This is a genomic window from Acetobacter okinawensis JCM 25146, from assembly GCF_000613865.1.
Classification (GTDB): domain Bacteria; phylum Pseudomonadota; class Alphaproteobacteria; order Acetobacterales; family Acetobacteraceae; genus Acetobacter; species Acetobacter okinawensis.
This window is the reverse complement of record NZ_BAJU01000039.1, coordinates 1-21,271: the sequence shown is the minus strand read 5'-3', so window position 1 is coordinate 21,271 and position 21,271 is coordinate 1. Positions and strand designations below refer to the sequence as shown.

Sequence of the window (21,271 nt, the reverse complement as noted above, 5' to 3'; positions counted from 1 at the left end):
TGGCGCTGGCCCAGACGCTGGGTGCGGATGTGCCGGTCTGCCTGCTGAGCCAGACCATGCGGATGGAGGGAATCGGGGAGGAACTGACCCCCGCTCCCCATCTGCCGAATGTGGGATGGTGCTGGTCAACTGCGGGCAGGCGGTTTCCACGCCAGAGGTGTTCCGTCGCAGGGCAGGTGCTTTTGCACCGCGCGCCACCATGCCGGAGAGCTGGGCGAACCTTGCAGACGTCATGGCGTTTATTGAACAGCAGGGGAACAGTCTGGAACAGGCTGCTTGTGAGGTTTGCCCCCCGGTTGCCCATGTGCTGGCCGATATTGGCGGGCAAGAAGGCTGCCTTATGGCGCGGATGAGCGGCTCAGGCGCGACCTGTTTTGGCCTGTTTGCCACACCACAGGCCGCGCGGCAGGCGGCAGACCGGCTGGAAGACGCCCATTCCGCATGGTGGGTCTGGGGTGGCGGGCTGGTCTAGACTGTTTTTGGGTTAATTTATCGTCAACGCGCATAAGGTGCGAAAAAACATTAACCATTTTTTATAATTCGCTCATTAAGCCTTAACCTTCACGGGTGTTTTGAAGGGAAGGGCGGGCCATGGCGAATTATGTCAACACGCACGGTGTTACCTGCGCGATTACCGACCATCAGGGTTTTTATGGAGTGCGCGACGGGTATAGCGTGACCATGACCGGCCCCGATGGAGTGCCGCTCTATACCGGGGTGATTCACCCGGCCATTTTTGGCGGTCCAACCAATGGCAATGTGCTGCTTGGACCGCAGGCGGTTACCTGTGCCGCACCTGCGGGGGGAACGTATATTGTTCCCCCCGGCATTTACGCAACTTTTGACATAGGCCCTGCCACGGGGCATGCCCCCTTGGGGGGAGCGTTCTATATTGGTGGTAATGCCCTGCTGCGGGTGGCGCTGGGCGCGCCCGCTGGCCTGCTGGTGCAGGTGGTGGGGGGCTGCGCCATGTTTGCTCCCATGGAGCCGGGTGCCACGCTGGACGGTATGGAACTCGGCCTTGCCTATGGGGGGCTGTTCACCTGCGGTACGGCCCAGCCCGATGTGTTGTGCGGTGTCACAGTGCGCTTTGGGCAGGGGGGTGGCACATTGGTGCTCAATGCGGGTCACGCTCCCTTTGACCTGTCTGGCACGCGCTTTGTGGATTACAACCCCGCCCACGCCATGATCGAGGTCCACCAGAGCAGCCAGCCTATTGTGGCGTACCATGTCAGCGCGGACAGGCAGAGCCGGAGCATTGTCCTGTATGGCCATAACCAGCAGGAAGTGGGGCGCTTTACGGTGGAACTGGCCAGAGGTGCTGTGCTGGAGGCGGGGGACTACCACGTGGCGGATGCCACGAACCGCTGCGCATAGCCACCGACCCGGCACAGACCCGGACCATGGCCTGTGTAATCGAGGGAACACACATCCACACTGCCAGCGCCATTACGGCGCAGGATACGCTCCACACGGGCAGCCTGGTGGATGTGTGGGGCAGAGACGGTACAGCTACGCAACGTCTGATGTGGGTCGGGCGGGGGCATGTGCAGGTGCGCCCTGATCTGGAGGAGGAGGAGGCAGGCTACCCCATCCGTATTTTAAAGCATGCGCTGGGGCCAAACACGCCAGAGCGTGACCTGCTGCTGACCCCCCACCATAGTGTGCAGTATAATGGGCAGTTCATAGCCGTGCGTATGTTGGTCAATGGGTGCAGTATTTTTTATGACCACAGTATTACGTCATATCATTATACACTCATGCAGACTCAAACCCATGCTGTTCTTGTAGCGGATGGCGTGCCTACCGAGTTTTATCTGGCGCGGGGTGCGGGGCATGGGCACATGCGCGAGGGCGCTGCGGTGCGTCTGGGCCAGACCTGCTCTTATGCGCGGGAAAAGGAAGTTCTGCCCCAGCCACTGCGGGATCGTGCACAGCTTGCCACCATTTTTGACCAGTTGCGTCTGCGCGGGGCCAGCATACCGGGGAGCAGGCCCGTGGCCTGCGCACCAGAACTGGTGATGGACCCCAACCTGTTGCTGATTACGGATAAGGGGCAACGCATCCGCCTGCTGCGGCGCGATGGAGACAGGTGCATTTATATGCTCCCCGTCGGGGTGGAAAAAGTGTTTCTCGCCTCCCGTACCAGTCAGCCTTCTGCGGTACTTGGCCCTTATATGGATGACCGGCGCACGCTGGGGGTGGCCGTTGGGGGGATTATCCTGTTCAGCGGTGGCCGCCATGTGGCGCAGACCCGCCACCTGCGGCCAGAAGGGGCCGGGTGGTCAGGTTGGCATGCGGTGGAGGCTGATGGCCTGAGCCGTTGGACATCGGGCCATGCGGAACTGCCGCTCTGCGGGATGCGGGAAGGGCAGATGGGGTTGTTGACCATTCAGGTCCGTGCGGCGGGGCCATTTGCCGTGGCCCCAACCGTGGAGGCTGTCGCCCAGAGGCTACACGCCTGAGCGGTATGGGGCCTCCCTCTTGGCTTAGGGGGGAGAACTGCCAGCCGGGTGCGCGCTCTTTGCTGATGCAGGCTCAGGTCCTGCGGCAACGGCGGATGTGGTTGAGTGCTGCACTCACCCCCATGGCGGCCAGTGCGCCAAACAGGCTGGCCCGCAGGCCGGAGGAGACAAAAACCGTCAGCGGGCTGTTCAGTCTGCGGGCCTTGGCCTCAAACGGGCCTTCCGCTCCATAGGCGCCGGGTACGGCGGTGTAGAGCGCATCCGGCTGGGGGCCTTCCGCCCAGTTATGGCTCATCTGGGCCTTGTAGCCGTGGCTTGCCAGCCGTGCTTCGCGGCAGCCGGGGCCTGCAAGGCGCCACAGGGCGGCAAAGCTATTGGCCCAGCCAATGGAGATCGAGCGGCTGGTGGTAAAGGCTGCGCGGCAGATGGCCTCGGCCGCGACCTCTGGCTCATACACCGGGCCAAAGGGTTTAAGCCGCTTGCCGGTCAGGTTGCGTGTCCAGCTATAGTGCGGGGTGTTGATGGCGGGCAGGTCCACCATAACAATGCGAATATGGTCTGCATCATGCCGCAGTTCGGTACGCAGGCTGTTGCAGAAACCGCGCAGCGCCGCGCGCGAGCCGTTTTCGGCTGCCTGTAGGGGCAGGTCCCGCAGTGGGGGCCAGATCGAGGTTGATGATTGCGCCCTGTCCCCTGCGGCGCATGACGTTGAGTGCCGCCAGTGTGCCGTTAACGCTGCCAAGGTAGGTGACCTGTGTTGCGCGTGCGATGTCCTGCGCGTTCAAGGCGGCAACCTGCCCTACAACTGTTGCCCCCGCGCAGTTGGCCCAGACGGAAATGGGGCCAAGTGTGTTTTCTATCTGCTGGGCAGCATCCTGCATGGCCTGTGCGTCGGTTACGTCCACACTGAGCACAAAAGTGCGTATGGCGTGCTGGGCCAGATTGTGCGCAGTGGCGTTCAGGCGTTCCTCATCCCGCCCGAGCAGGGCTACGTCAAACCCTGCGCGCCCCAGTGCCCGCGCTGCTGCCCGGCCAATGCCCGAACCTGCTCCCGTAATGACCGCAATCTGAGTTGCCATGCCTGTTGTGCCTCCCGCGTGGATGTCTGGTGGTGTGAGTGCGTGGTAAAAACTAAGCCTGCCCCTACCTGCGTGAGCAGGGGGTGGCGCGCAAGGCGGGGCTGTGCGGTACCTGCCCTGTGTGCGCCGGTATGCTGTGTTATGGCCCTGCCTGCCCCATATGGCCGTTACAGGTAGCGCAGTGCCAGAAAGCCACCGAGCAGGAGCACCGCAAACACGCCTGTCACCAAAGGCAGCCGGTGCTCCAGAAAGTCCTGCACGGTTGCGCCAAAGCGGCGCAGCAGGCCCGCCACCAGCACAAAGCGCAGCCCGCGTGTGACAAAGCTCGCGCAGAGGAAGGGGAGGATGGCAAAATGGGCCATGCCACTGGCAATGGTCACAAATTTGTAGGGGATGGGGGTCAGCCCCTTGAACAGGATGATCCATACCCCCCACTGGCGGAACTTGTCCTGCAAGGCGGCCAGTGTGTGTTCGGCATGGTAAAAATGTACAATGGGTTTTGCCACCGTATCCAGCAGCATTGCACCAATCAGCCAGCCCAGCAGGCCGCCTGCCACACTGGCCACGGTGCAGATGGCCGCGTAGCGCCATGCCCTGTCCTTGTGGGCCAGCACCATGGGAACAAGCAGTGTTTCGGGTGGGAGGGGGAAGAAGCTGGCCTCTGCAAAGGCAAGTGCCGCCAGCCATAAGGGCGCGTGGGGGCTGGCGGCATGCCGTAGAACGCGGGCGTAGAGTTTATCGAGCATTCAGGTCCGTTACAGTCGTTCTTGGCGCAGCACGTCTTCGGCCTTGCGGTGGATCAGGTCGTATTCGGCCTGTGTCAGGTTGCCCCGATGCAACATTTCACTCGCGCGGGCAAGGGCGTCACGTGCATGGGTGGCGTCTGGTATGGGGTAGCGGCGGCCGGGCAGTGCAAAGGCGCTGTCTGGCAGGGCGTTGCGTTCGGCTGTGCTCAGTTTGGACATGTGCGTATTCCTGTTCCCTCGGCTAAAGGTCGGAGGCACTTTCCACCTCGTCCAGCTCCGCCATGGCGGCTTCTGCACTGGTGGTTGGCACGTCGGAAACCGGCGTGCTGCGCGGGTCGGGCATCGGAGGGTGCGACGCGGGACCAAAAGAGAGTTTTCGCGTGACGCGGAACGCAGTCAAGACCGCAAATGTACCAAACAGCACAGCCCCCATGGCTTGGCCAAGCTGCACACCCTGCGGGCCATAGTGTTCGCCCAGCAGCACGAACGGGATGGTGCCCAATGTGGCCCGCCCCCAGTTGAATGCGGTGGAATACAGCGGAAAACCAAGGTTGTTGAACGCGGCATTGGCCACAAACAGCATGCCAACAAACAGGTAGCTGCCAATAGTCCATGTGCAGAACAGGTGCAAAAGGGCGGCGGCGTTGCCCTGTGCATTATACATGGCAATAATCAGGTCCTGCGCAAAGTAGAGCAAAATCCACGTCAGCCCTACACTGAGCACAACCAGCTTGAGTGCTGCTGTCAGTGTCTCGCGCACACGGTCGGGGCGGCCTGCCCCCACGTTCTGCCCCATGATCGGGCCAACCGAGCCGGTCAGTGCGAACACGAGCGAGAACAGTACAGGCACCATCCGCTCGATGGAGGCCTGCCCCGCCACCGCCTCCAGCCCAAAGCCGGACATGGCGCGGGTGACGTACACGCCCCCCGCAGGTGTGGCCAGGTTGGTCAGTATGGCGGGGAGCGATATGCCCGCCACACGGCGCGTATCGGGGATAATGCGGCGCAGGCAGGGGCGGGCCAGCATGCTGTGGCGGAGTGCACCGCGCAGCCCGGCACCCGCCACCACGCAGCGTGACAGGGTGGCACTTATGGCAGCCCCCATCAGCCCTTCATGCAGGCCAAAAATAAACAGCGGGTCCAGCACGGCGGCAACCACTGCGCCCATAAGGGTAATGTGCATGGAGCCTTTGGCGTCCCCCACCACGCGCATAAGGGCCGAGCAACCCATGCCAATGCAGATGAGGGGCAGCGCAATGCTGAGAATGCGCAGGTAGGCTACAGCCTCGCTCAGCGTTTGTCCCTGTGCGCCAAACAGGCTGAGTATGGGGGTGGCGCCTGCGGCTGTGGCAAGGCCCAGCACCCCGGTTACCCCGGTCATCACCAGCATGGAGGAGGCGGCAAGGCAGCGTGCCTCCTCATGCCGCCCGGCCCCGATCTCGCGCGCGGTGGCGGCACTTATGCCAATGGTCAGGCCGATGGAAATGGCGATCTGTAGCCCGATTACCGCGCTGGCAAAGCCAATGGCGGCGGTCATGGCGGTGTTGTTGAGGTGGCTGATATACACCATGTTGAGCATATCAACCGCAAACACGGCCATAAGCCTATGGCCCCTGTTCCGGCCATGACCAGCACATGCCGCATGATGCTGCCTGTTGTAAAACAGGCTTTATGGCGGCTGCCGGGCGGGGGTGGCCGGGTCATGCGGGCTCCATTGGGGTTTGTCCGTGCGCGCAGCGGTAGGGACGAAAAAAGTGTAGAGCAGGGTAGTATGTCACGTCCTCGCGGCGCTGCGAATAACCTGTGGGTGGATTAAACCGCATGGCAAGGCTGATTTTTGGTGTACGCCACCGCTTGTCCGGTGCAGGTAGGCCCGGTGCAGTGGTGCGTTGGGTATGGTGCTACTCTGCTGGAGAGGGGGGCGACCAAAGATTGAGATATGCATTTCTATTTGTGTAGCAATGCGCTGTGCGCATGCGCTTGAGCGCGCATGCAGGGAGGCTCCGTGGTGGGGGAGTATAGGCGTGGCAGATGGTGCATGGAGCAGAGCATGTTGCCACACCCGTGCGGTTTTGCGCCAAATGGCGGGGGAGAGGCAGCCCCGCAGGCTACGGACAACGACCGTGCCAGCAAGGGGGTAGAGGGTGACTCTACGTTTGGCCCTAACGCTCCCATGTAGGGAAAAGGGCGGATTTGCGCAAGTTAAGGATGGTGCACCCGCAACCCATGCGCGGCTTTTAGGACACGCCTGCCCACCAGACGCACCAGACAGGCGCAAGGATGGATGACAATGCGGCGCGCGGTTGCTAAACCCCCCTCGCTGCAGTCTTCCTCCCCATTCGTGTAACAGTTGAGGCCGGGAACCGTCCTTGTCATGAAAATTGTCGCCTGTAACAGCAACCTGCCACTGGCCCAGGCCGTTGCCGCAGAGCTGAACCTGCCCCTGTGTAACGTAACCGTGCGCCGCTTTGCGGACATGGAAGTGTTTGTTGAAATTCATGAAAACGTGCGTGGCGAGGATGTGTTTGTCATCCAGAGCACCTGCACGCCCACGAATGACAACCTGATGGAACTGCTGATCATGCTGGACGCCCTGCGTCGCGGGTCAGCCAAGCGCATTACTGCGGTTATTCCATATTTTGGCTACGCCCGTCAGGACCGCAAGTCCGGGCCACGGACCCCCATCAGCGCCAAGCTGGTTGCCAACCTGCTGGTGGAAGCCGGAGCCAGCCGAGTGCTGACACTGGACCTGCACGCCATGCAGATTCAGGGCTTCTTTGATATTCCGGTGGACAATCTGTACGCAGCCCCCCTGTTTGTGCGCGACATCCGCGCCCAGTACGGGGACAGGGACCTGATGATTGTCTCCCCCGACGTGGGCGGTGTTGTGCGTGCCCGCCAGCTTGCCCAGCGGCTGAACACCGATCTGGCGATTATTGACAAACGGCGTGAACGCGCTGGCGTGTCCGAGGTCATGAACGTGATCGGGGATGTGAGTGGTCGCCACTGCCTGCTGGTGGACGATATTGTGGATAGTGGCGGCTCGCTGTGCAACGCGGCGCGTGCCATTGCCAATCAGGGTGCGGCCTCGGTTGGTGCGTATGTGACCCACGGTGTGCTGACCGGGCAGGCTGTACCGCGTATTGCCGAGTCCCCGATTGAAATGCTGACATTAACAGACAGCATTCAGGCCACGGCCCCGGTCATGGCAGCAAGCAATATCCGGCAGATCTCCATCTCCGGTCTGCTGGCGCGCGCCATGCGTGCTGTGGCGGACGAAAGCTCCGTCTCGTCTTTGTTTGACTGAGCACGCCATGACCCAGCTTCTCCCCCGCCCATACTGGTATCTGCGGCATGGTCAGACGGACTGGAACAGGGCTGGCCTGTCCCAGGGCCGTACGGATGTGCCCCTGAACGAGACCGGAATTGAACAGGCGGTAGAAGCTGGCAGGCTGATCGAGCAGGCCCTGCGTGGGGCGGGGCAGGGGGTTATCAGCCGTATTGTCTGCTCCCCGCTTGAGCGCGCCCACCGGACCGCCACCATTGTGCGTGACGAACTGGTGGCTTACGGCCTGCCCATTCTGCCCCTGAGCGTGGATGAGGACTTGGCCGAAGTCTGCTTTGGCGAGCAGGAAGGCCAGCCGATTGCCGAATGGTATGATGACTGGATAGCAGGCCAGTACACCCCACCGGGTGCCGAGCCGTTTGCCGTGCTCAAAAGCCGCGCCACGCGCGCCCTCAACCGGGCCACAGCGGACGAAGGCTTACCCCTTGTGGTCGCACATGGTGCGCTGTTCCGGGCCTTGCGCGCGGTTATGGCACTGCCTGCCAATGTGCGCCTGCCCAACGCCATACCGCTCAGTGCGGTGCATGACGCGCAGGCTGGCTGGAACCTGACCGAACTCGCCTGAACCAGCTCTTTACATCCGTGCCGCTGGCACGGTGTGGCTTGGTTGTGCGTCTGCCACACCGTGTGGCGCTCTTTGCCCCCTCATTCCCGATTGGTCGGCGGCTGTGGGAACAGGGATGGATCATGGATCGCGCGGAGCCGCACGCACTGCGGCAGCATTTTGCGGATCATCTTCATGGTCGCCAGATCGGACAGGCCTGTCTGTTCGGAAAACCAGTCCAGTTCTTCCTGTAAAAAGAATCCGCGCACTTCCTCCTCTGTTGCCGGTGGGCTGTGCGGCGCACTCTGCCAGCGGCGGATGGTACCGATCATGCCCATGGCTTGTGCGCGCTTTTCCAGCTTGCTGGGCCGGTCGGGCCGGGGGATGGGGCCGAGCACCTCGTTCAGTGCGGTCATAAGGCCGGACTTGTCGGAGGTGGCTCCGGTAATAAAATCCCCCACATGGGTAATGGCGTTGGTGACTGAGTTAAGGAATGTCATGGTAGCCCCCTGTTTTTGGAAAAGGAGATACATCTGCAACGGTCCATGGGCCTGTAGGGTTGCCATGTGCCATATTAAATAAAAAAACATCTGGCAGCCCTGTGCGGAGCACTCTGGCAAAGGTATGTGCGCCCCCCTACATTATGGGCGGTACACGCGCAGGCCCCTGTGTGGGGCAGGGCGCAACAGGTAAGGAAATACCATGTCTGATCTGATCGTTCTGGGCTTTGACCATATTGATGACGCTGCAAAGGTGCTGACGGAATGCCGCGCACTCCAGAAGGAATACCTGCTGGACATGGAAGACGCCGTTGTTGTCACGCGTGATGCCAATGGTAAGGCGCACCTGCACCAGAGCATCAACCTGGAAAAAGCCGGGGCGTCATGGGGGCTGTTCTCTGGCGGGCTTTGGGGCGCGCTTGTGGGGCTTTTGTGCCTTAACCCGCTGGCTGGTTTTGTCATTGGCAGTGCTGTGGGGGCCGGTGCGGGCGCTCTGGCGGGCAAGATGTCCGATTACGGGATAGATGACGGGTTTATTACCAAACTGAGCGACACCATTCCCCCCAATACGTCCGCCCTGTTTGTGCTGGTGCGCAAGTCCCAGCCAGATAAGGTTCTGGCCGACCTGCAACAGTTCAAGGGCCATGCCCGTATTTTGCAGACCTCCCTCTCCCCCGAGGCAGAGGCACGGCTCAAGGCTGCACTGGGTGATACGTCCACCCCTGCCCAGCCGGTCGCGTAAATCTGTTACAGCCGACATAAATGGCATAAGGGGCTGGCGGGCACAGGCACGCCAGCCTTTTTTTGTGCACGGGTCTGGGCGTTTGGGGCTGCATAGGCCCGAGCGGGGCATGGGCTGGTGTGGCGCGTTATTGTGCGCATGGGGCTGATAGAGTAGGGGCTTGGGGCCTTTTCCTTTTTATATTCAGGTCACACATTCATGGTACGTCTTGTCATGCTCTCGGTCGGGGCATTCATATGGCTTGTGACCGAAGTCATGCCGATTGGTCTGCTGACTGATATTGCTCAGGGCCTGCATGTCTCTCCTGCGCAGGTAGGCCTGCTGGTGACGGGTTATGCGTGGCTGGTGGCGCTCAGTGCGATTCCCCTGACATTACTGACATCCGGTGTGGACCGGCGGACCCTTGTGGCGGCTCTGCTGCTGCTGGCAGGCAGCGTGGACGTGGCCTGCGCATTTGTGACCAATTACGCGGTCATGGCGGTGCTGCGTATTATGCTGGCTCTGGGGCATGGCGTGTTCTGGTCGGTTATTGCCGGTGTTGCGGTGCGGCTGGCCCCGGACATACCCGTGGCCCGTGCAACAGGGTGGGCCTTTACCGGGGTTGCCGTGGGCTTTGCCGGGGGTATTCCCCTTGTGTCCGCCATTGGGCACTGGCTGGGCTGGCGTGTGGCTTTTGCCGTCTGCGGGGCAGGTGCGCTGGGGGTGTTTGCTGCTGCACTGGTGCTGTTGCCCCCCATGCCTGCACAGCGCAGGCACATGGACATCCGGCATCTGCTCCGCCAGCCGGTTCTGGTCTATATTGCCGTGCTGACAATGCTGGTCATTACCGCGCATTTTACAGCCTATACTTATATTATTCCGCTTTTGCAGGGCATTGCGCACAGTCCGGGGCAGCTTATTCCCGTTCTGTTACTGGTGTATGGTGTGGTCGGTATTGGCGGTAACTGGGTGGGTGGGCGTCTGCCCTGCTCGGCTGGCCGCCTGATTGGCGTTGCAACAGCAGCCCTTGTGGCCAGCCATGCGGTTATGGCGGCAGCCGGGTGGCTGCCCGGCCTTGTCTGGGTGGATATGGTGGTGTGGGGGATTGTGAGCGCGCTTTTAAACCTTGCGCCCCAGAACTACGCCATGGAACTGGCCCCCCATGAGCGCGAGGCCGCCTGCTCCTTTAGCGTAACCGGCTTTAATGCGGGTATTGGGGCCGGGGCGTTGTGTGGGGGTGTTGTTCTGGGGGCATCCGGCGCCTACGCGGTTCTGGCGTGGAGTGCGGGTCTTGCCATGCTGGCGCTGGGAGTGCTGTGGGCCGGACGATTTGTTGCACGGCCTGCTCGGCAGACCCGGTAGGCTGGCAGGGCGCAAACGCCCGCCAGCCCGTAAGGTATTCTGTTAAAACCCTTGTGAAATCCCGCACAGAATGGTCCGGCGCAGGCCATACTGTGGTGCACCAACGCCAATGCCCGAGCCATCGCGTAGCATGTAGGTGTGGTCGCCCAGATTCATCACATCCAGCCGGAGCTGCGTATCTCCCGGCCATGCCGAGCCAAAGGTGTTGTGGATGGTCTGGACGGCGGAAAAATTAACCGTGGCGTAAGGCGTTAACGCAAGCCCGTTGGGAATGCCGTTTACATCATCATCCGCGCGCAGGCCGCTGCCATACACCATGGTGGCGGACAGGCGCAGCGGCGCGCGTGTTTTGCGGAAGAACGTGTAAGCCGCCCCCGCAGATGCACTCCAGCGCTGGTCGTGGTCCAGATGGACCCAATGGTTGCTGATGTAGGCCAGCTCATTGGCGTCAAAGTTGAACTGGGCACTGGTGATTTGCTTGCCAATTGCGCGTGACCACGCAAAATTACCGTAAAGGGAGAGTGGTCCACGGTCATAGGATGTGCTGACCTCATACCCATTGACCTGCCCATGGCGGTAGTTAAAGCCGCTCAGAATAATGGGCGCGCCAAACTGGCCTTCGTCAATCAGGTTCTTGGCCAGTTTGTAATAGGCATCGAACGAGATATGCCAGCCGGGCAGAATGGTCTGGTCAAATCCTGCATCAAAATAATGGTCGCGCTCAGCACGTACTTTGCTGTTAACGGTGCTGTTGGACTGACCACTGGTGTTGTTCAGGTTGTACAGGGAGCTCCCGCTGACAACCTCGAACGGTGGGGGCGTAAAGTAGCGCGAATAGCCAGCATGCAGCGTGCCACCGTGCCATGGTTTCCAGACCACATTCACACGTGGGCTGACCTGATGTTCGGATGTGTATTCGCTCACACCATCAAAGCGCAGACCGTAGTTTATGGTCAGGTTGCGCAGGGGTTGCCATTCGTCCTGTGCGTACAGGCCGTAAACCATGCCGGTTTTGCCGCTACCATCATACTTTGTGGCCGTTTGTGAATCGTATATGGGGTTGTCATCACTATCCGTCCCAATCTGGTTGGAAAAAACAGTGGATGCTGTTTTGGAAACATTGCGTTCCACAAACATCTGAAAGCCAAAACGTACGGTATGTTGCGGTGCTGCGCGCCATGTTACGTCATGCTGCGTGCCGGTGGAAAAAACGGAGCGTGCTGCCTGCTGCGCATTGCCAAGGTAGAGCAGGTCGCCTGCCATATCCGGGGAATAGCGCAGGGAGCTGTAACGGGTAAAAACGGAATCCTGTAGGCTGAACGCACCAATCTCCTTTTGCAGAGCCAGAACGGCAAAATCCGTGATCTGCTTTTGGTGTTCGTTCAGGCTGGCACTGTTGGCGGTGGTGCCTGCGGGGGGAGTGTAGTTGGTGTTCCAGTCCTGCCCCGGATTGTTGGGCAGTTGGTATTCCGCGTTGGAAATGCCCGCAATCAGGCTGATGCGTGTGTCCTCATCCACGGTGTAACGGGCGTGGCCCAGAAAGTGGTACTGGTTGCTCAGGTCATGCGGGGCGTTGAATGAGCCTGTGGTGTTTTCTATCCCCACCCGGTCATGCACAAAGTCTGCCGTGGCAAAGAAGTCCCACTTCCCTTTATGAAAACCGTATTGCAGGGAAGGGAAAAAGTAATCCCGCGCCCCACCGTAAAAGGACAGATTGCCGCCCGGATTGGTGGTGCCGTTCTTGGTGGTAATATCCACCACCGCAGCTTGCAGGAACCCGAACTGGCTAGGCAGCGCCCCCGTGGTCAGGGACATGTTGTCGGCAAAGCGGGTCATCAGTGCCTGCCCGAACACGTTCAGCCCTTCTGGTAATTGCACGCCATCAAGGCGGAACTGCACCTCATTATGGTCCCCACGGACATGGATCTGCCCATAACTGTCCTGCGCCACACCAGGGGCTTGCAAAAGAACCTGATTGAGCGGGGCATTATCCCCACCGGGAATGTTCTCCAGCGCCTGACGGCTGAAGCGGTACACACTGGCCCCCGTGGTGGGCGAAAGCTCGGAGCGGGCGCGGTCCAGATGCGCGGTGACAATAACCTGCTCCGCATCATGCTCGGTGTTGCGGGGGATGAGCTGCACGCTCTCACTCCCCTTGCGCACGGGGCTTTTTGTGCTGGCCTTGGTGCTGGTGCTGGTGCTGGTGCTGGTGCTGGTGCTGGTGGCCGTAACCTGCTGCGTGGTGCTGGTGTTTGTCTGTGCTGCTGCCGTATGGCCCGTTACCAGCAGGCTGCTCAAAAAGGAGGAGCAAAGGAGAAGGCCAGATGGTCGGTAGGTCATGGGAGAGGTGCTGCCTGAGTTGGAATGAACCGAGGCCGCATAGCTATTAGTTATAATATAACATAACAATAAAATTCTGAGCGTGCAGGCCATGAGACAAAAGTGCTGTGGCATTTGTGCAACGCATGGCACATCTGCCCCAGATGGGGGCGTAATGCGGTATCCCCTTACACAAAAACACCTCCCCCACGCGGCGGGCATGGGGGAGGTGTCTGTAAAAACGCTCTGTAAAACAGGACTATTTTGTTGTGTAACCCCCGTTGACCAATATGGTCTGCCCCGTCATCCACCAGCCGTCAGACACCATAAAGCGCACATGGGGGACAATGTCCTCCACTTCGGTCAGGCCTGTGTGGCTGAAGGGGGAAAGTGCAGCAGCACTCTTGTGGTAGGCCACGGCTTGGGGCTCCTCCTGCCCATAAAAGAACGGCGTATCCATAGGGCCGGGACCAATGGCGTTGACCGAAATACCCCGCCCCCCCAACTCCTTGGAGGCCGCACGGGTAAAGTGCTCCACAGCCGCCTTGGCACCGGCATAGGTGCTATAGAACGGGGTGTAGGCCCCGAGCAGGGAGGTCACAATGCTGAGCAGCTTGCCATTGTTGTTTAGGTGTTTGCCTGCCTCGCGGATAAACTGGAACGCCACTTTGGTGTTGATGGCGAACATGGCATCGTATTCATCATCTGTAGTGTCGGCTATGGGTTTTTTAAGCACCTTGCCAACGGTGTTGATGGCGATGTCCAGTCCCCCGGTGGCCTGCAGGGTTTTGTCAAACACTGTGGCTACGGCTCCGGGTTGCGTTAGATCGGCCTGCAAGGCAAAGGCCTGTGCACCTGCCTGCTGCACGGCCTGCACGGTGGCGCGTGCCGCCGCTTCGCTCTCGGCGCTGTGGTAGTGGATGACAAGTGTTTTGGCACCATGCTGCGCCAGATCGCGTGCGATCAGCCCGCCAAGGTTTTTGGCTCCCCCTGCGATTAGAACAGTTTTGCCGGTAATGCTGTGCTTGGTCATGTGTGTGGCCTTGCTGGTGCAAACAGGCCTGTGCCCGTTTTTCTGTCTGCCACAGTAAGGGGCAGAAAAATGCAAATAAAGCACCCAGATATGATAAGACCTGTCAGCTTTTACGAACAATCCAGCCGAACGCAGAGGGGCAGGCCAAGCCGATGGAGCGCAGGGAATGGACCGCATAGAGCAGTGCCGTATATTTGCGCGGGTGGTGGAGACGGGCAGTTTTACCCGTGCGGCAGAAACGCTGGGCCAGCCGCGTTCCACCGTGTCCACCGCCGTGCAGGCGCTGGAGGCACGGGTGGGGGCAAGGCTTCTGGTCCGCACCACCCGCTCGGTCACCCCTACACCGGATGGGCATGCGTTTTATGAGCACTGTGTCCGTCTGGTGGCGGATATGGACGAGGCGGAAGACCTGTTCCGCCGCGAGCGTGGCCATGTGCAGGGTGTGCTGCGCGTTAGCCTGCCCGCGCGCATTGGGCGGTTGATTGTCGCCCCCGCATTGCCGGATTTTGTGGCGGCTCATCCGGGTATCCGGCTGGAACTCGGGGTTACGGACAGGCCGGTCAATCTGGTGGAGGAGGGGCTGGACTGTGTGCTGCGTGTGGGCAGCCTGCATGATTCGGGGCTGGTTGCGCGGCGTATGGGGTGGATGACGCTGCTCAACGTGGCCAGCCCCGCCTACCTTGCCCGCCACGGCACCCCGCATACCCCGGCCGACCTTGTGCGGGATGGGCATGTGGCGGTGCGTTACATGTCCCCCGCCAACGGGCGGGTGGAGGCATGGGAGTGGGAGGAGGCAGGCCAGCTCCATACGCTGGACCTGCCCGGCCCGGTGACGGTCAACAGCTCGGAAACACAGATTGCCTGCTGTCTGGCCGGTTTGGGGCTTATTCAGGTCCCCGCGTATGATGTACGCGGCCTTGTGCAGAGCGGGCAGTTGTGCCCGGTGCTGCCGCAATGGTGTGCGCCTGCCATGCCGGTTGCACTCCTGTACCCGCACAGGCGGCACCTCTCATCCCGCCTTCAGGCGTTTGCACACTGGCTTGGGGGGCTTATGGCCGAGCATCTGGCGCAGGAGTAACCTGCCCACAGCGGGGTGTGCGGCTTAGGGCAGGCGGGGGATAATGGCCGGGTCGGTCGAGTTGGGGTCGGGGTTGAGTTCCACCTTGTCTGCCTGTGGGGAGTAGGTGGCGCTGGAGGACTGGTTAGGCCCCTTGGGCTGACGGAAGGCGGAAACAGGGCCAAACAGCAGGCTGCCGGTGTTCCGGTTCATTGTGCTCTCAGGCTGGCGGGAGCAGCCGCGGGTAATAATGGAGCAGATCCCGTCCGTGCCGATCAGCTCATCATTATTGCCAATGTAGTGCACATCCGCCACCCGGTCGTGGTCAAGGCGGATGACGGCCGAGCAGGTCGTGCCAGCACCCCCGCCAAGCTGGGAGATGGCGGTCATGACATCCCCGATGGGAATAAGCGTGGACCCGGCATAGGTCGGCTGCGGCTGCGTGCCGGTGTAGATGAAAATCTGTGTGGTGTCGTTGACCTGCTTGCTTGCAGCAGGCAGCCCGGCGCAGGCCTGAAGGTCGTAAGATGTCATGCCGATCATGGTGATCTGGGCCTTGTGGGCTGCGCGCGAGTCAAAATACCCGCATCCGCTCAAACCTATGCACAGTGAAGATGCGGCAAGTAAATTTAAAAACCTGAAGCTCATATAACGGACGATCCCAACAGACAGAACTGGCGCATGCCCCCGCACGGCGCACGCCTGCCACGACTTTACTGTGTTCTGCCCGCACGATGCAAGGCGGAAGCTAAAGTGTAAAATAGGGGCGGGGCAGTAAAATATCATATTACGGTCATTATAGATAAGGTCTTGCCCTGAGCCGGGTCTGTGCCTTTGCAGCAAATGGCGCTTTAGGCTCAGTCTTGCTTTCCGTCTTATATGCTTTCATCATAAGGTATGTGGCGGTATGGGGTGCTCTGTTTTTTGTTGGATATAACAGGTGCCTCAAGCCTGTTTGTCTGTTGTAAACATTACTTTCAGTATTGGGTGCATTCCGTGCTCCGTGTCCGGGTTTTGCAAGGGAGAACTGCCGGTTATGTCGTTTGTGTTCCGCTATAGGGCGCGCGTGTTTTCTCCTCTTCTGGTCGTGTTGTCCGCGCTTGGCGGGTGTGCGTACGTTACCCCAGAGCAGCCACGGGCTCCGGCCTTGCCCGTGCTTGCCAAACCCCCACCGTTTACCGCAGCAGATGCGGAGTTTGTGCAGACCCTCAACACCATGGACCTGGCACAGATTGCTCTGGCCAAAAGTGCCACAACGCAGGCCGGGCGGAGCGATATTGCACTGCTTGGCGCAACCATAGCCAAGGATATGGCCGCCGTGCAGGCCCGTCTGGCCAAGGTTGCCACAGCCCACACCCTGAGCCTGACAGACAAGCCCGCCCCGGCGGAGCAAAAGCGGATTGCATGGGTGCAACGCGCGCATGGTGCTGTGTTTGACAGGCGCTACATCCGGTATTTTGCCAGTGCGTATGCGCGGATAAAACCGGCCCTTGCGCGGCAGGTTGCGACCGGCACAGACCCCACGGTGGTGGCCATTGCGCGTGATGTGCAGACCAGACTGGCCGATTATCAGGCTGCAATGCGCTAGGCGTGGCGCTGGCTGCCGTGCATGGCGCGCCGGTGCGCGGCTGGCTTTTCATGCCGAGGCAGGTTGATAAGAGCTTGCACAAAAACACGAAGCCCCGCAAAGGGCATGCATCATGCTGACAATCGAATTCATTCTGCTGCTCCTGTTGCTGACCGCTGTGAGCAGCCTGCTGACCCTGCGGTTCCACCAGAAGGTGCCCCAGCCCGTTATTCTTATCGCGCTGGGCGTGGGGGCGGGGCTTGCGGGCATGCATGTACGCCTGCACCCCGAACTGTTCATGTTCGTTTTTCTGCCACCCCTTCTGTTCGCAGATGCATTTCGTATGCCTTTGCGCGAGTTTGGGGAGCTGCGCGGGCCAATCCTGTTCATGGCCTTTGGTCTGGTGGTGCTCAGCACCCTGCTGTGCGGCTATGCCATTCACTGGATTTTGCCGGTTTTAAGCCTGCCGGTCTGCTTTACGCTGGCGGCGGCCCTGTCCCCCACAGATACGGTGGCGGTCTCCAGCCTTATCAAGGGCCGGCGTGTGCCCTCGCGGCTGTTGCAGCTCCTCTCGGGCGAGGCTCTGTTTAATGATGCCTCCGGCCTTGTCTGCTTCCGTTTTGCCATGGCGGATGCGCTCACGGGCGAGTTCTCCTACCAGCAGGCGTTTGGCACGTTTTTGCTGGTAGCCTGCGGGGGGCTGGCTATTGGCTGCGCCGTTGCATGGGTGGCCGCCAAGCTGAACAAGATGCTCACCCGCTCAGGGTATGACGAGACTCAGTCCCAGATCATACTGGTCCTGCTACTACCGTTTCTGATGTATGCGCTGGCCGAAGCCGTGGGCTGCTCGGGTATTCTGGCGGCGGTGGCAGGCTGTATGGTGGTCAAGCTCTCAGGCATTATCGAGGATGCCTCCACCAGCACACGCCTGCAATCGACCACGGTGTGGACCATGGTCAGCTATGTGTTCAATGCGCTTATCTTCCTGTTTCTGGGGCTGCAACTGCCCAATCTGCTGCAAAGTGCGCACTCTCTGGTGCTGGCCCAGCATGTGGGTATGTGGCGGCTTGGCCTGCTGGTGGTGGAAATTTACGGCATTATGCTGGTCATGCGCTTTGCGGGAATCTGGCTGTCTATCGCCTGCCGCTGGATTTCGGCGCGGATCAACCACATGCCGTTTGAGGCCACGGGCTTTGCTGCCAGCCTCCTGCTGACATTTGCTGGCGTGCGCGGTGCGGTTACGCTGGCGGCGGTGCTGTCGCTGCCTACGGGGGAGGATGGCACTATGTCTTTCCCTGCGCGGGAGGCTGTAGTGGTCATTGCTGCGGGGGTTATTGTGCTCTCCCTGCTGGCGGCAAGTGTGATTATTCCACTGTGCCTGAAGTTTATTCCAGCCGAGTTGGTGGATAAAAGTGCGCAGGAAGAGAACATGGCCCGCCAGAAGCTGCTGCGCGCAGCCCTTGACCTGCTGCACAAGGCACAGACGGTGCCCGCCATAGATAACCCGCCCGAAACCGAGGAGGACAGGGCAGCACTCGAGGTCGCCCGTCTGGAGGTAATCGACCGCCTGACCAAGCTCTACCAGAGCCGTCTGGAGCAGGAGGACGCAACACCGCGCATTACGCAGGCCGACCGGCGCAACGCCATAAGGCATGCCCGTATGGAGCTGGCGCTGCGCCTGCAAATCTTGCGTGCCGAGCGCCAGACCATGCGCGAGCTGGTCGCCCAGCAGGAGATTAATGACCAGACGGAGTGGAAGCTCCAGCAAGAACTTGATTACGAGGAAGAAGTCATTCAGGCGCTGGCCCACCGCCTCCCGCGTGAAGTGTAGGCGCACACTGCATCAACTCCGCGCGCGGGCAGGCCAGTAGGCGGTCTGCCTGCGCTAGGGGATGGATTGGTCAAGCAGTACCTCCACACCCGGTACAATGCGCTGGATTAAATCCCCCGGTGGTTGTGGGGTGTTGGTGACCACGTGAATACTGGCCGAGGCTGCAATATCCTTTTTGGCAGCCAGTAGGGCCGTGCGTGCGTTCTCGCGCCAGTTGAGGGTATGCCCACTCCCCAGTGCGGCCAGCCCCGCACGGGCCAGATCCGCCAGTTGGGCAGAGGCCGGCAGGGCCGGGGTCAGGGCTGCGTTATGGGCGGCAGCGCGTGTGAATGCACTGTCATTATTAACCCATAGGTTCAGCCTGTGTTCGAGGTCATGGCGGAGCTCGGTATGGCCGCTGATAAAGGCTTTGGCTTCGGCATTAAAACTTTCGGCGTCAAAGCTGTCGGGGCTGGCTATGTCTGCTGGTGTGTCCAGCGCCTGCTCGGTAGCGGTCTGCTTGTGCCTGATCTGCAAAAACTCATGGTTATGCGCGTAATTGCGTACGGGGGAGGCGGCACCAAGCAGCACTTCGGCGGCTTCTGTTTCGCCCGGTGCCATGCGTTCGAGCATCCGGGTGGTGTTGGTGCGCGCCTTCAGGCCCAGCAGGTTCAGCCGGTCCTCCATAATGGCCAGTCGGGGGTATAGGGTTGTGGCATCGCACACAGCCGCAGGTGACCAGAACCGTTCGGCCACCGCCGCCGCACGCGGCCACAGGCGGGCATCCAGCATGTCGGGGGAGACAACCTCGGTCCACAAGGCGGTCTCCGCCCCGAGCAGATGGGCCTTTTGCGCGTCTGACAGGGGCGGGGTGGGGGCGTCCTCTGCCTTGTTTGCGCTTGGGGGCGTGGTGGGGGTTGGGGCATCGGGCGGGTTGGGGCCAGTGGTTTGTGCCGCCGCCTGTTCCTCCGCCGCATCCTTGCGCATGTCCAGCGGGTCGGTGGTGTAATAAGCACTCGCGGGGAGCAGGCGGTCCAGATAATAGGGGCCGGAAATAACGGTGGCATGGCCTGCCGCCGTGGCCTGTGCGGTGTGGGCGGGGCCGCGCCAGCTTTCTATAATGGTGTCGGAGGGGATGTCTGCGTCCTGCACCTCGTCCCAGCCCATTACGGTTTTGCCGCGCAGGCGCAGGGCGTGGGCGACCTGCCGGGTGTAGTCTGCCTGCAAGGCCGCGACCGAGGCTATGTTGTGCTGCTTCATATACGCCGCAATATGGGGGGATTGCGCCCATTGTCGCGCCACCACCTCGTCCCCGCCGATATGGAAGACCGGGTCGGGGAACAGGGTCGCCATTTCGGCATACACTGCGTTTACAAAGTTCAGGGTGGCGGGGTTTGTGGGGTCTAGGGCTGCGCGGTTGATTTCTGCCCGGTCAGTGGTGTTGAGCGGGAGGTTGGCGGCGTAGCGCGGGTAGGCCAGCAGCATGGCGTAGCTGTGGCCGGGTGTGTCAAACTCGGGCACCACACGTATGCCACGGTCCGTTGCCGCGCGCACCAGCAGGCGGATCTGCTCTTGTGTGTAATACGCATTATGGCCACCAATGGTGTGCAGGCGGGGGAATTTTTTGCTCTCCACCCTAAAGGCCGCACCATCGCTGAGGTGGAGGTGCAGCACGTTCAGCTTGACCATTTCCATGGCGTCAAGCTGGCGCAGCACATCGGGCAGCGGCATAAAGTGCCTGCTGGTGTCCAGCATAAGTCCGCGCCATGCAAAGCGCGGTGTGTCCTCAATATGTGCCTGTGCCAGCACGGGGCCGTCCAGTTCCTGCCTTACAAGCTGGGTCAGGCTGGTCAGACCGTGCAGCACGCCCGCCGGCCCCTGCGCGTTCAGGGTAATGCCGGTTGGGGCTACGTCCAGCACATAGGATTCGCGCATGGCGGGGCCGGGGAAGGCGGCATCTTTTTCCATGTGGATGCGCAGTTCCAGCCCGCCCTGCGTGGCGGGGGTGTCTGTTACAGGGATCGTGCGGTCTGCAAGAATGCCAAGCGCGTACTCAGGCGCTCCACTGCGCGTAGCAGCAGTGGGGTTGGCGGGCTGCTCCAGCGCAGGGTCAGGCTCTGGGGCATGGCAAAGGCGGCGCCTGTTGTTTGCAGCACGGCCGGGGCGGGCATAACCAGCGGAGCGCGCACCTGATCGCGCACAAAGGCGGGGGACTGGTCGGCTGTGTGCAGGAGGTCTGGCGCAGTCTGGGCAACAGCTGCACCGGGTATGGCGCAGGTCAGGGCAAGGCTGCACAGGAGCAGGGTTCTGACAGGCAGAAATTTTGTGAACATAGGGGTCATGATAGCGCGTTTTGCAGGCTTTGGGGGGAGAGTGTCTGGCGCAGCCTGTTCACCCATGCGGCATCTACTTCCCAGCCAGCCAGATGGGCCGCACGCAGGGCCGCACCACCCAGTGGCGGCAGGGCGGGGCTAACTGCCGGTTGCCCCAGCAGGGTAGCAACGTGATCCCGTATGAACAGGCTGTGCAGAACACTGCCACCGTAGCTCCACGGCATGTCCGGGGCAATCTGCCCGGTGGCCAGAGCCTTGCAGGCCGTGCGTGCCAGTGCCGCAAGGTGCGTACCTGCCGCTTGGAGCAGGGCCATGGCGTGGGGGTCCTGTGCGTGGGCCAGCGCAAGCACCGTGGGGGTCACATTGCCCACGGCGGAGCGGGGGTGGGG

General features: G+C 61.1%; 19 protein-coding genes and 4 pseudogenes. 12 read left to right on the top strand and 11 right to left on the bottom strand.

Annotated features, from left to right (window positions below):
* The 3 genes and pseudogenes from JCM25146_RS19345 to JCM25146_RS12715 form a co-directional block, all read left to right on the top strand.
* A pseudogene (locus JCM25146_RS19345) lies at positions 1 to 472 on the top strand (hypothetical protein); the annotation flags it as partial.
* A 119-nt stretch (positions 473 to 591) separates the two neighbouring features.
* Positions 592 to 1,377: a hypothetical protein gene (locus tag JCM25146_RS12720; protein WP_025828435.1), complete on the top strand. Its 786-nt coding sequence runs from the start codon at positions 592 to 594 to the stop codon at positions 1,375 to 1,377.
* Positions 1,378 to 1,403: 26 nt separating this feature from the next.
* On the top strand, positions 1,404 to 2,465 hold the full coding sequence (locus JCM25146_RS12715; RefSeq protein WP_025828433.1) for a Hint domain-containing protein: 1,062 nt from the start codon (positions 1,404 to 1,406) through the stop codon (positions 2,463 to 2,465).
* Positions 2,466 to 2,538: 73 nt separating this feature from the next.
* Here the strand turns inward: JCM25146_RS12715 and JCM25146_RS25170 are convergent.
* The 4 genes and pseudogenes from JCM25146_RS25170 to JCM25146_RS19335 all read right to left on the bottom strand — a co-directional run bounded on the left by JCM25146_RS25170 (position 2,539) and on the right by JCM25146_RS19335 (position 5,994).
* A pseudogene (locus JCM25146_RS25170) lies at positions 2,539 to 3,544 on the bottom strand (SDR family oxidoreductase).
* 167 nt (positions 3,545 to 3,711) lie between these two features.
* Positions 3,712 to 4,290: a YqaA family protein gene (locus JCM25146_RS12705; RefSeq protein WP_025828432.1), complete on the bottom strand. Its 579-nt coding sequence runs from the start codon at positions 4,288 to 4,290 to the stop codon at positions 3,712 to 3,714.
* Positions 4,291 to 4,299: 9 nt separating this feature from the next.
* Positions 4,300 to 4,509 (bottom strand): hypothetical protein, encoded by a 210-nt coding sequence (locus JCM25146_RS12700; protein ID WP_025828431.1) that lies wholly within the window; start codon positions 4,507 to 4,509, stop codon positions 4,300 to 4,302.
* Between the two features lie 22 nt (positions 4,510 to 4,531).
* Positions 4,532 to 5,994: pseudogene (locus tag JCM25146_RS19335) on the bottom strand (MATE family efflux transporter).
* On the opposite strand from JCM25146_RS19335, the gene JCM25146_RS22990 reads away from it, so the two are divergent.
* The 4 genes from JCM25146_RS22990 (at position 5,915) to JCM25146_RS12685 (ending at position 8,201) form a co-directional block, all read left to right on the top strand.
* Positions 5,915 to 6,106 carry a hypothetical protein gene (locus JCM25146_RS22990; RefSeq protein ID WP_199897751.1) on the top strand — a complete coding sequence of 64 codons (192 nt, stop codon included), beginning with the start codon at positions 5,915 to 5,917 and terminating at the stop codon, positions 6,104 to 6,106. The pseudogene JCM25146_RS19335 and the gene JCM25146_RS22990 overlap by 80 nt on opposite strands.
* Before the next feature lie 234 nt (positions 6,107 to 6,340).
* Entirely contained in the window at positions 6,341 to 6,469 is a 129-nt protein-coding gene (locus tag JCM25146_RS24635) for a hypothetical protein (protein ID WP_277909606.1), read from the top strand.
* 195 nt (positions 6,470 to 6,664) lie between these two features.
* On the top strand, positions 6,665 to 7,597 hold the full coding sequence (locus JCM25146_RS12690) for a ribose-phosphate pyrophosphokinase (protein ID WP_025828429.1): 933 nt from the start codon (positions 6,665 to 6,667) through the stop codon (positions 7,595 to 7,597).
* A gap of 7 nt (positions 7,598 to 7,604) precedes the next feature.
* Positions 7,605 to 8,201, top strand: coding sequence for a histidine phosphatase family protein (locus JCM25146_RS12685; protein ID WP_025828427.1), 597 nt, complete (start codon positions 7,605 to 7,607; stop codon positions 8,199 to 8,201).
* Between the two features lie 80 nt (positions 8,202 to 8,281).
* Here JCM25146_RS12685 and JCM25146_RS12680 read toward each other — a convergent pair whose 3' ends face one another.
* Positions 8,282 to 8,680, bottom strand: coding sequence for a hypothetical protein (locus JCM25146_RS12680; protein WP_025828425.1), 399 nt, complete (start codon positions 8,678 to 8,680; stop codon positions 8,282 to 8,284).
* Between the two features lie 202 nt (positions 8,681 to 8,882).
* Here JCM25146_RS12680 and JCM25146_RS12675 point away from each other — a divergent pair, with 202 nt between their 5' ends.
* Positions 8,883 to 9,422, top strand: coding sequence for a DUF1269 domain-containing protein (locus JCM25146_RS12675; RefSeq protein WP_025828423.1), 540 nt, complete (start codon positions 8,883 to 8,885; stop codon positions 9,420 to 9,422).
* A gap of 198 nt (positions 9,423 to 9,620) precedes the next feature.
* On the top strand, positions 9,621 to 10,763 hold the full coding sequence (locus JCM25146_RS12670) for an MFS transporter (RefSeq protein WP_025828420.1): 1,143 nt from the start codon (positions 9,621 to 9,623) through the stop codon (positions 10,761 to 10,763).
* Between the two features lie 42 nt (positions 10,764 to 10,805).
* Here the strand turns inward: JCM25146_RS12670 and JCM25146_RS12665 are convergent, their stop codons facing one another.
* Both JCM25146_RS12665 and JCM25146_RS12660 read right to left on the bottom strand, forming a co-directional pair.
* Complete coding sequence (locus JCM25146_RS12665; protein ID WP_025828418.1) at positions 10,806 to 13,103, bottom strand: TonB-dependent receptor; 2,298 nt, start codon at positions 13,101 to 13,103, stop codon at positions 10,806 to 10,808.
* Positions 13,104 to 13,341: 238 nt separating this feature from the next.
* Positions 13,342 to 14,115, bottom strand: coding sequence for an SDR family oxidoreductase (locus JCM25146_RS12660; RefSeq protein WP_025828416.1), 774 nt, complete (start codon positions 14,113 to 14,115; stop codon positions 13,342 to 13,344).
* 166 nt (positions 14,116 to 14,281) lie between these two features.
* Between JCM25146_RS12660 and JCM25146_RS12655 the strand changes: the two genes are divergently transcribed.
* Positions 14,282 to 15,193, top strand: coding sequence for a LysR family transcriptional regulator (locus tag JCM25146_RS12655; RefSeq protein ID WP_025828414.1), 912 nt, complete (start codon positions 14,282 to 14,284; stop codon positions 15,191 to 15,193).
* Between the two features lie 24 nt (positions 15,194 to 15,217).
* Here JCM25146_RS12655 and JCM25146_RS12650 read toward each other — a convergent pair whose 3' ends face one another.
* On the bottom strand, positions 15,218 to 15,715 hold the full coding sequence (locus JCM25146_RS12650) for a hypothetical protein (RefSeq protein WP_025828412.1): 498 nt from the start codon (positions 15,713 to 15,715) through the stop codon (positions 15,218 to 15,220).
* Between the two features lie 493 nt (positions 15,716 to 16,208).
* On the opposite strand from JCM25146_RS12650, the gene JCM25146_RS12645 reads away from it, so the two are divergent.
* Together JCM25146_RS12645 and JCM25146_RS12635 are read left to right on the top strand one after the other, a co-directional pair.
* Entirely contained in the window at positions 16,209 to 16,760 is a 552-nt protein-coding gene (locus JCM25146_RS12645) for a DUF4142 domain-containing protein (protein WP_035372631.1), read from the top strand.
* Between the two features lie 112 nt (positions 16,761 to 16,872).
* Positions 16,873 to 18,570: a Na+/H+ antiporter gene (locus JCM25146_RS12635; RefSeq protein ID WP_025828408.1), complete on the top strand. Its 1,698-nt coding sequence runs from the start codon at positions 16,873 to 16,875 to the stop codon at positions 18,568 to 18,570.
* Positions 18,571 to 18,624: 54 nt separating this feature from the next.
* Here the strand turns inward: JCM25146_RS12635 and JCM25146_RS12630 are convergent, their stop codons facing one another.
* The 3 genes and pseudogenes from JCM25146_RS12630 to JCM25146_RS22525 all read right to left on the bottom strand — a co-directional run.
* Positions 18,625 to 20,517, bottom strand: coding sequence for a beta-N-acetylhexosaminidase (locus JCM25146_RS12630; protein ID WP_025828406.1), 1,893 nt, complete (start codon positions 20,515 to 20,517; stop codon positions 18,625 to 18,627).
* Positions 20,518 to 20,561: 44 nt separating this feature from the next.
* Positions 20,562 to 20,891 (bottom strand): hypothetical protein, encoded by a 330-nt coding sequence (locus tag JCM25146_RS24070; RefSeq protein WP_025828404.1) that lies wholly within the window; start codon positions 20,889 to 20,891, stop codon positions 20,562 to 20,564.
* Positions 20,888 to 21,271, bottom strand: a pseudogene (locus tag JCM25146_RS22525) (N-acetylglucosamine kinase); the annotation flags it as partial. The pseudogene JCM25146_RS22525 and the gene JCM25146_RS24070, both read right to left, overlap by 4 nt.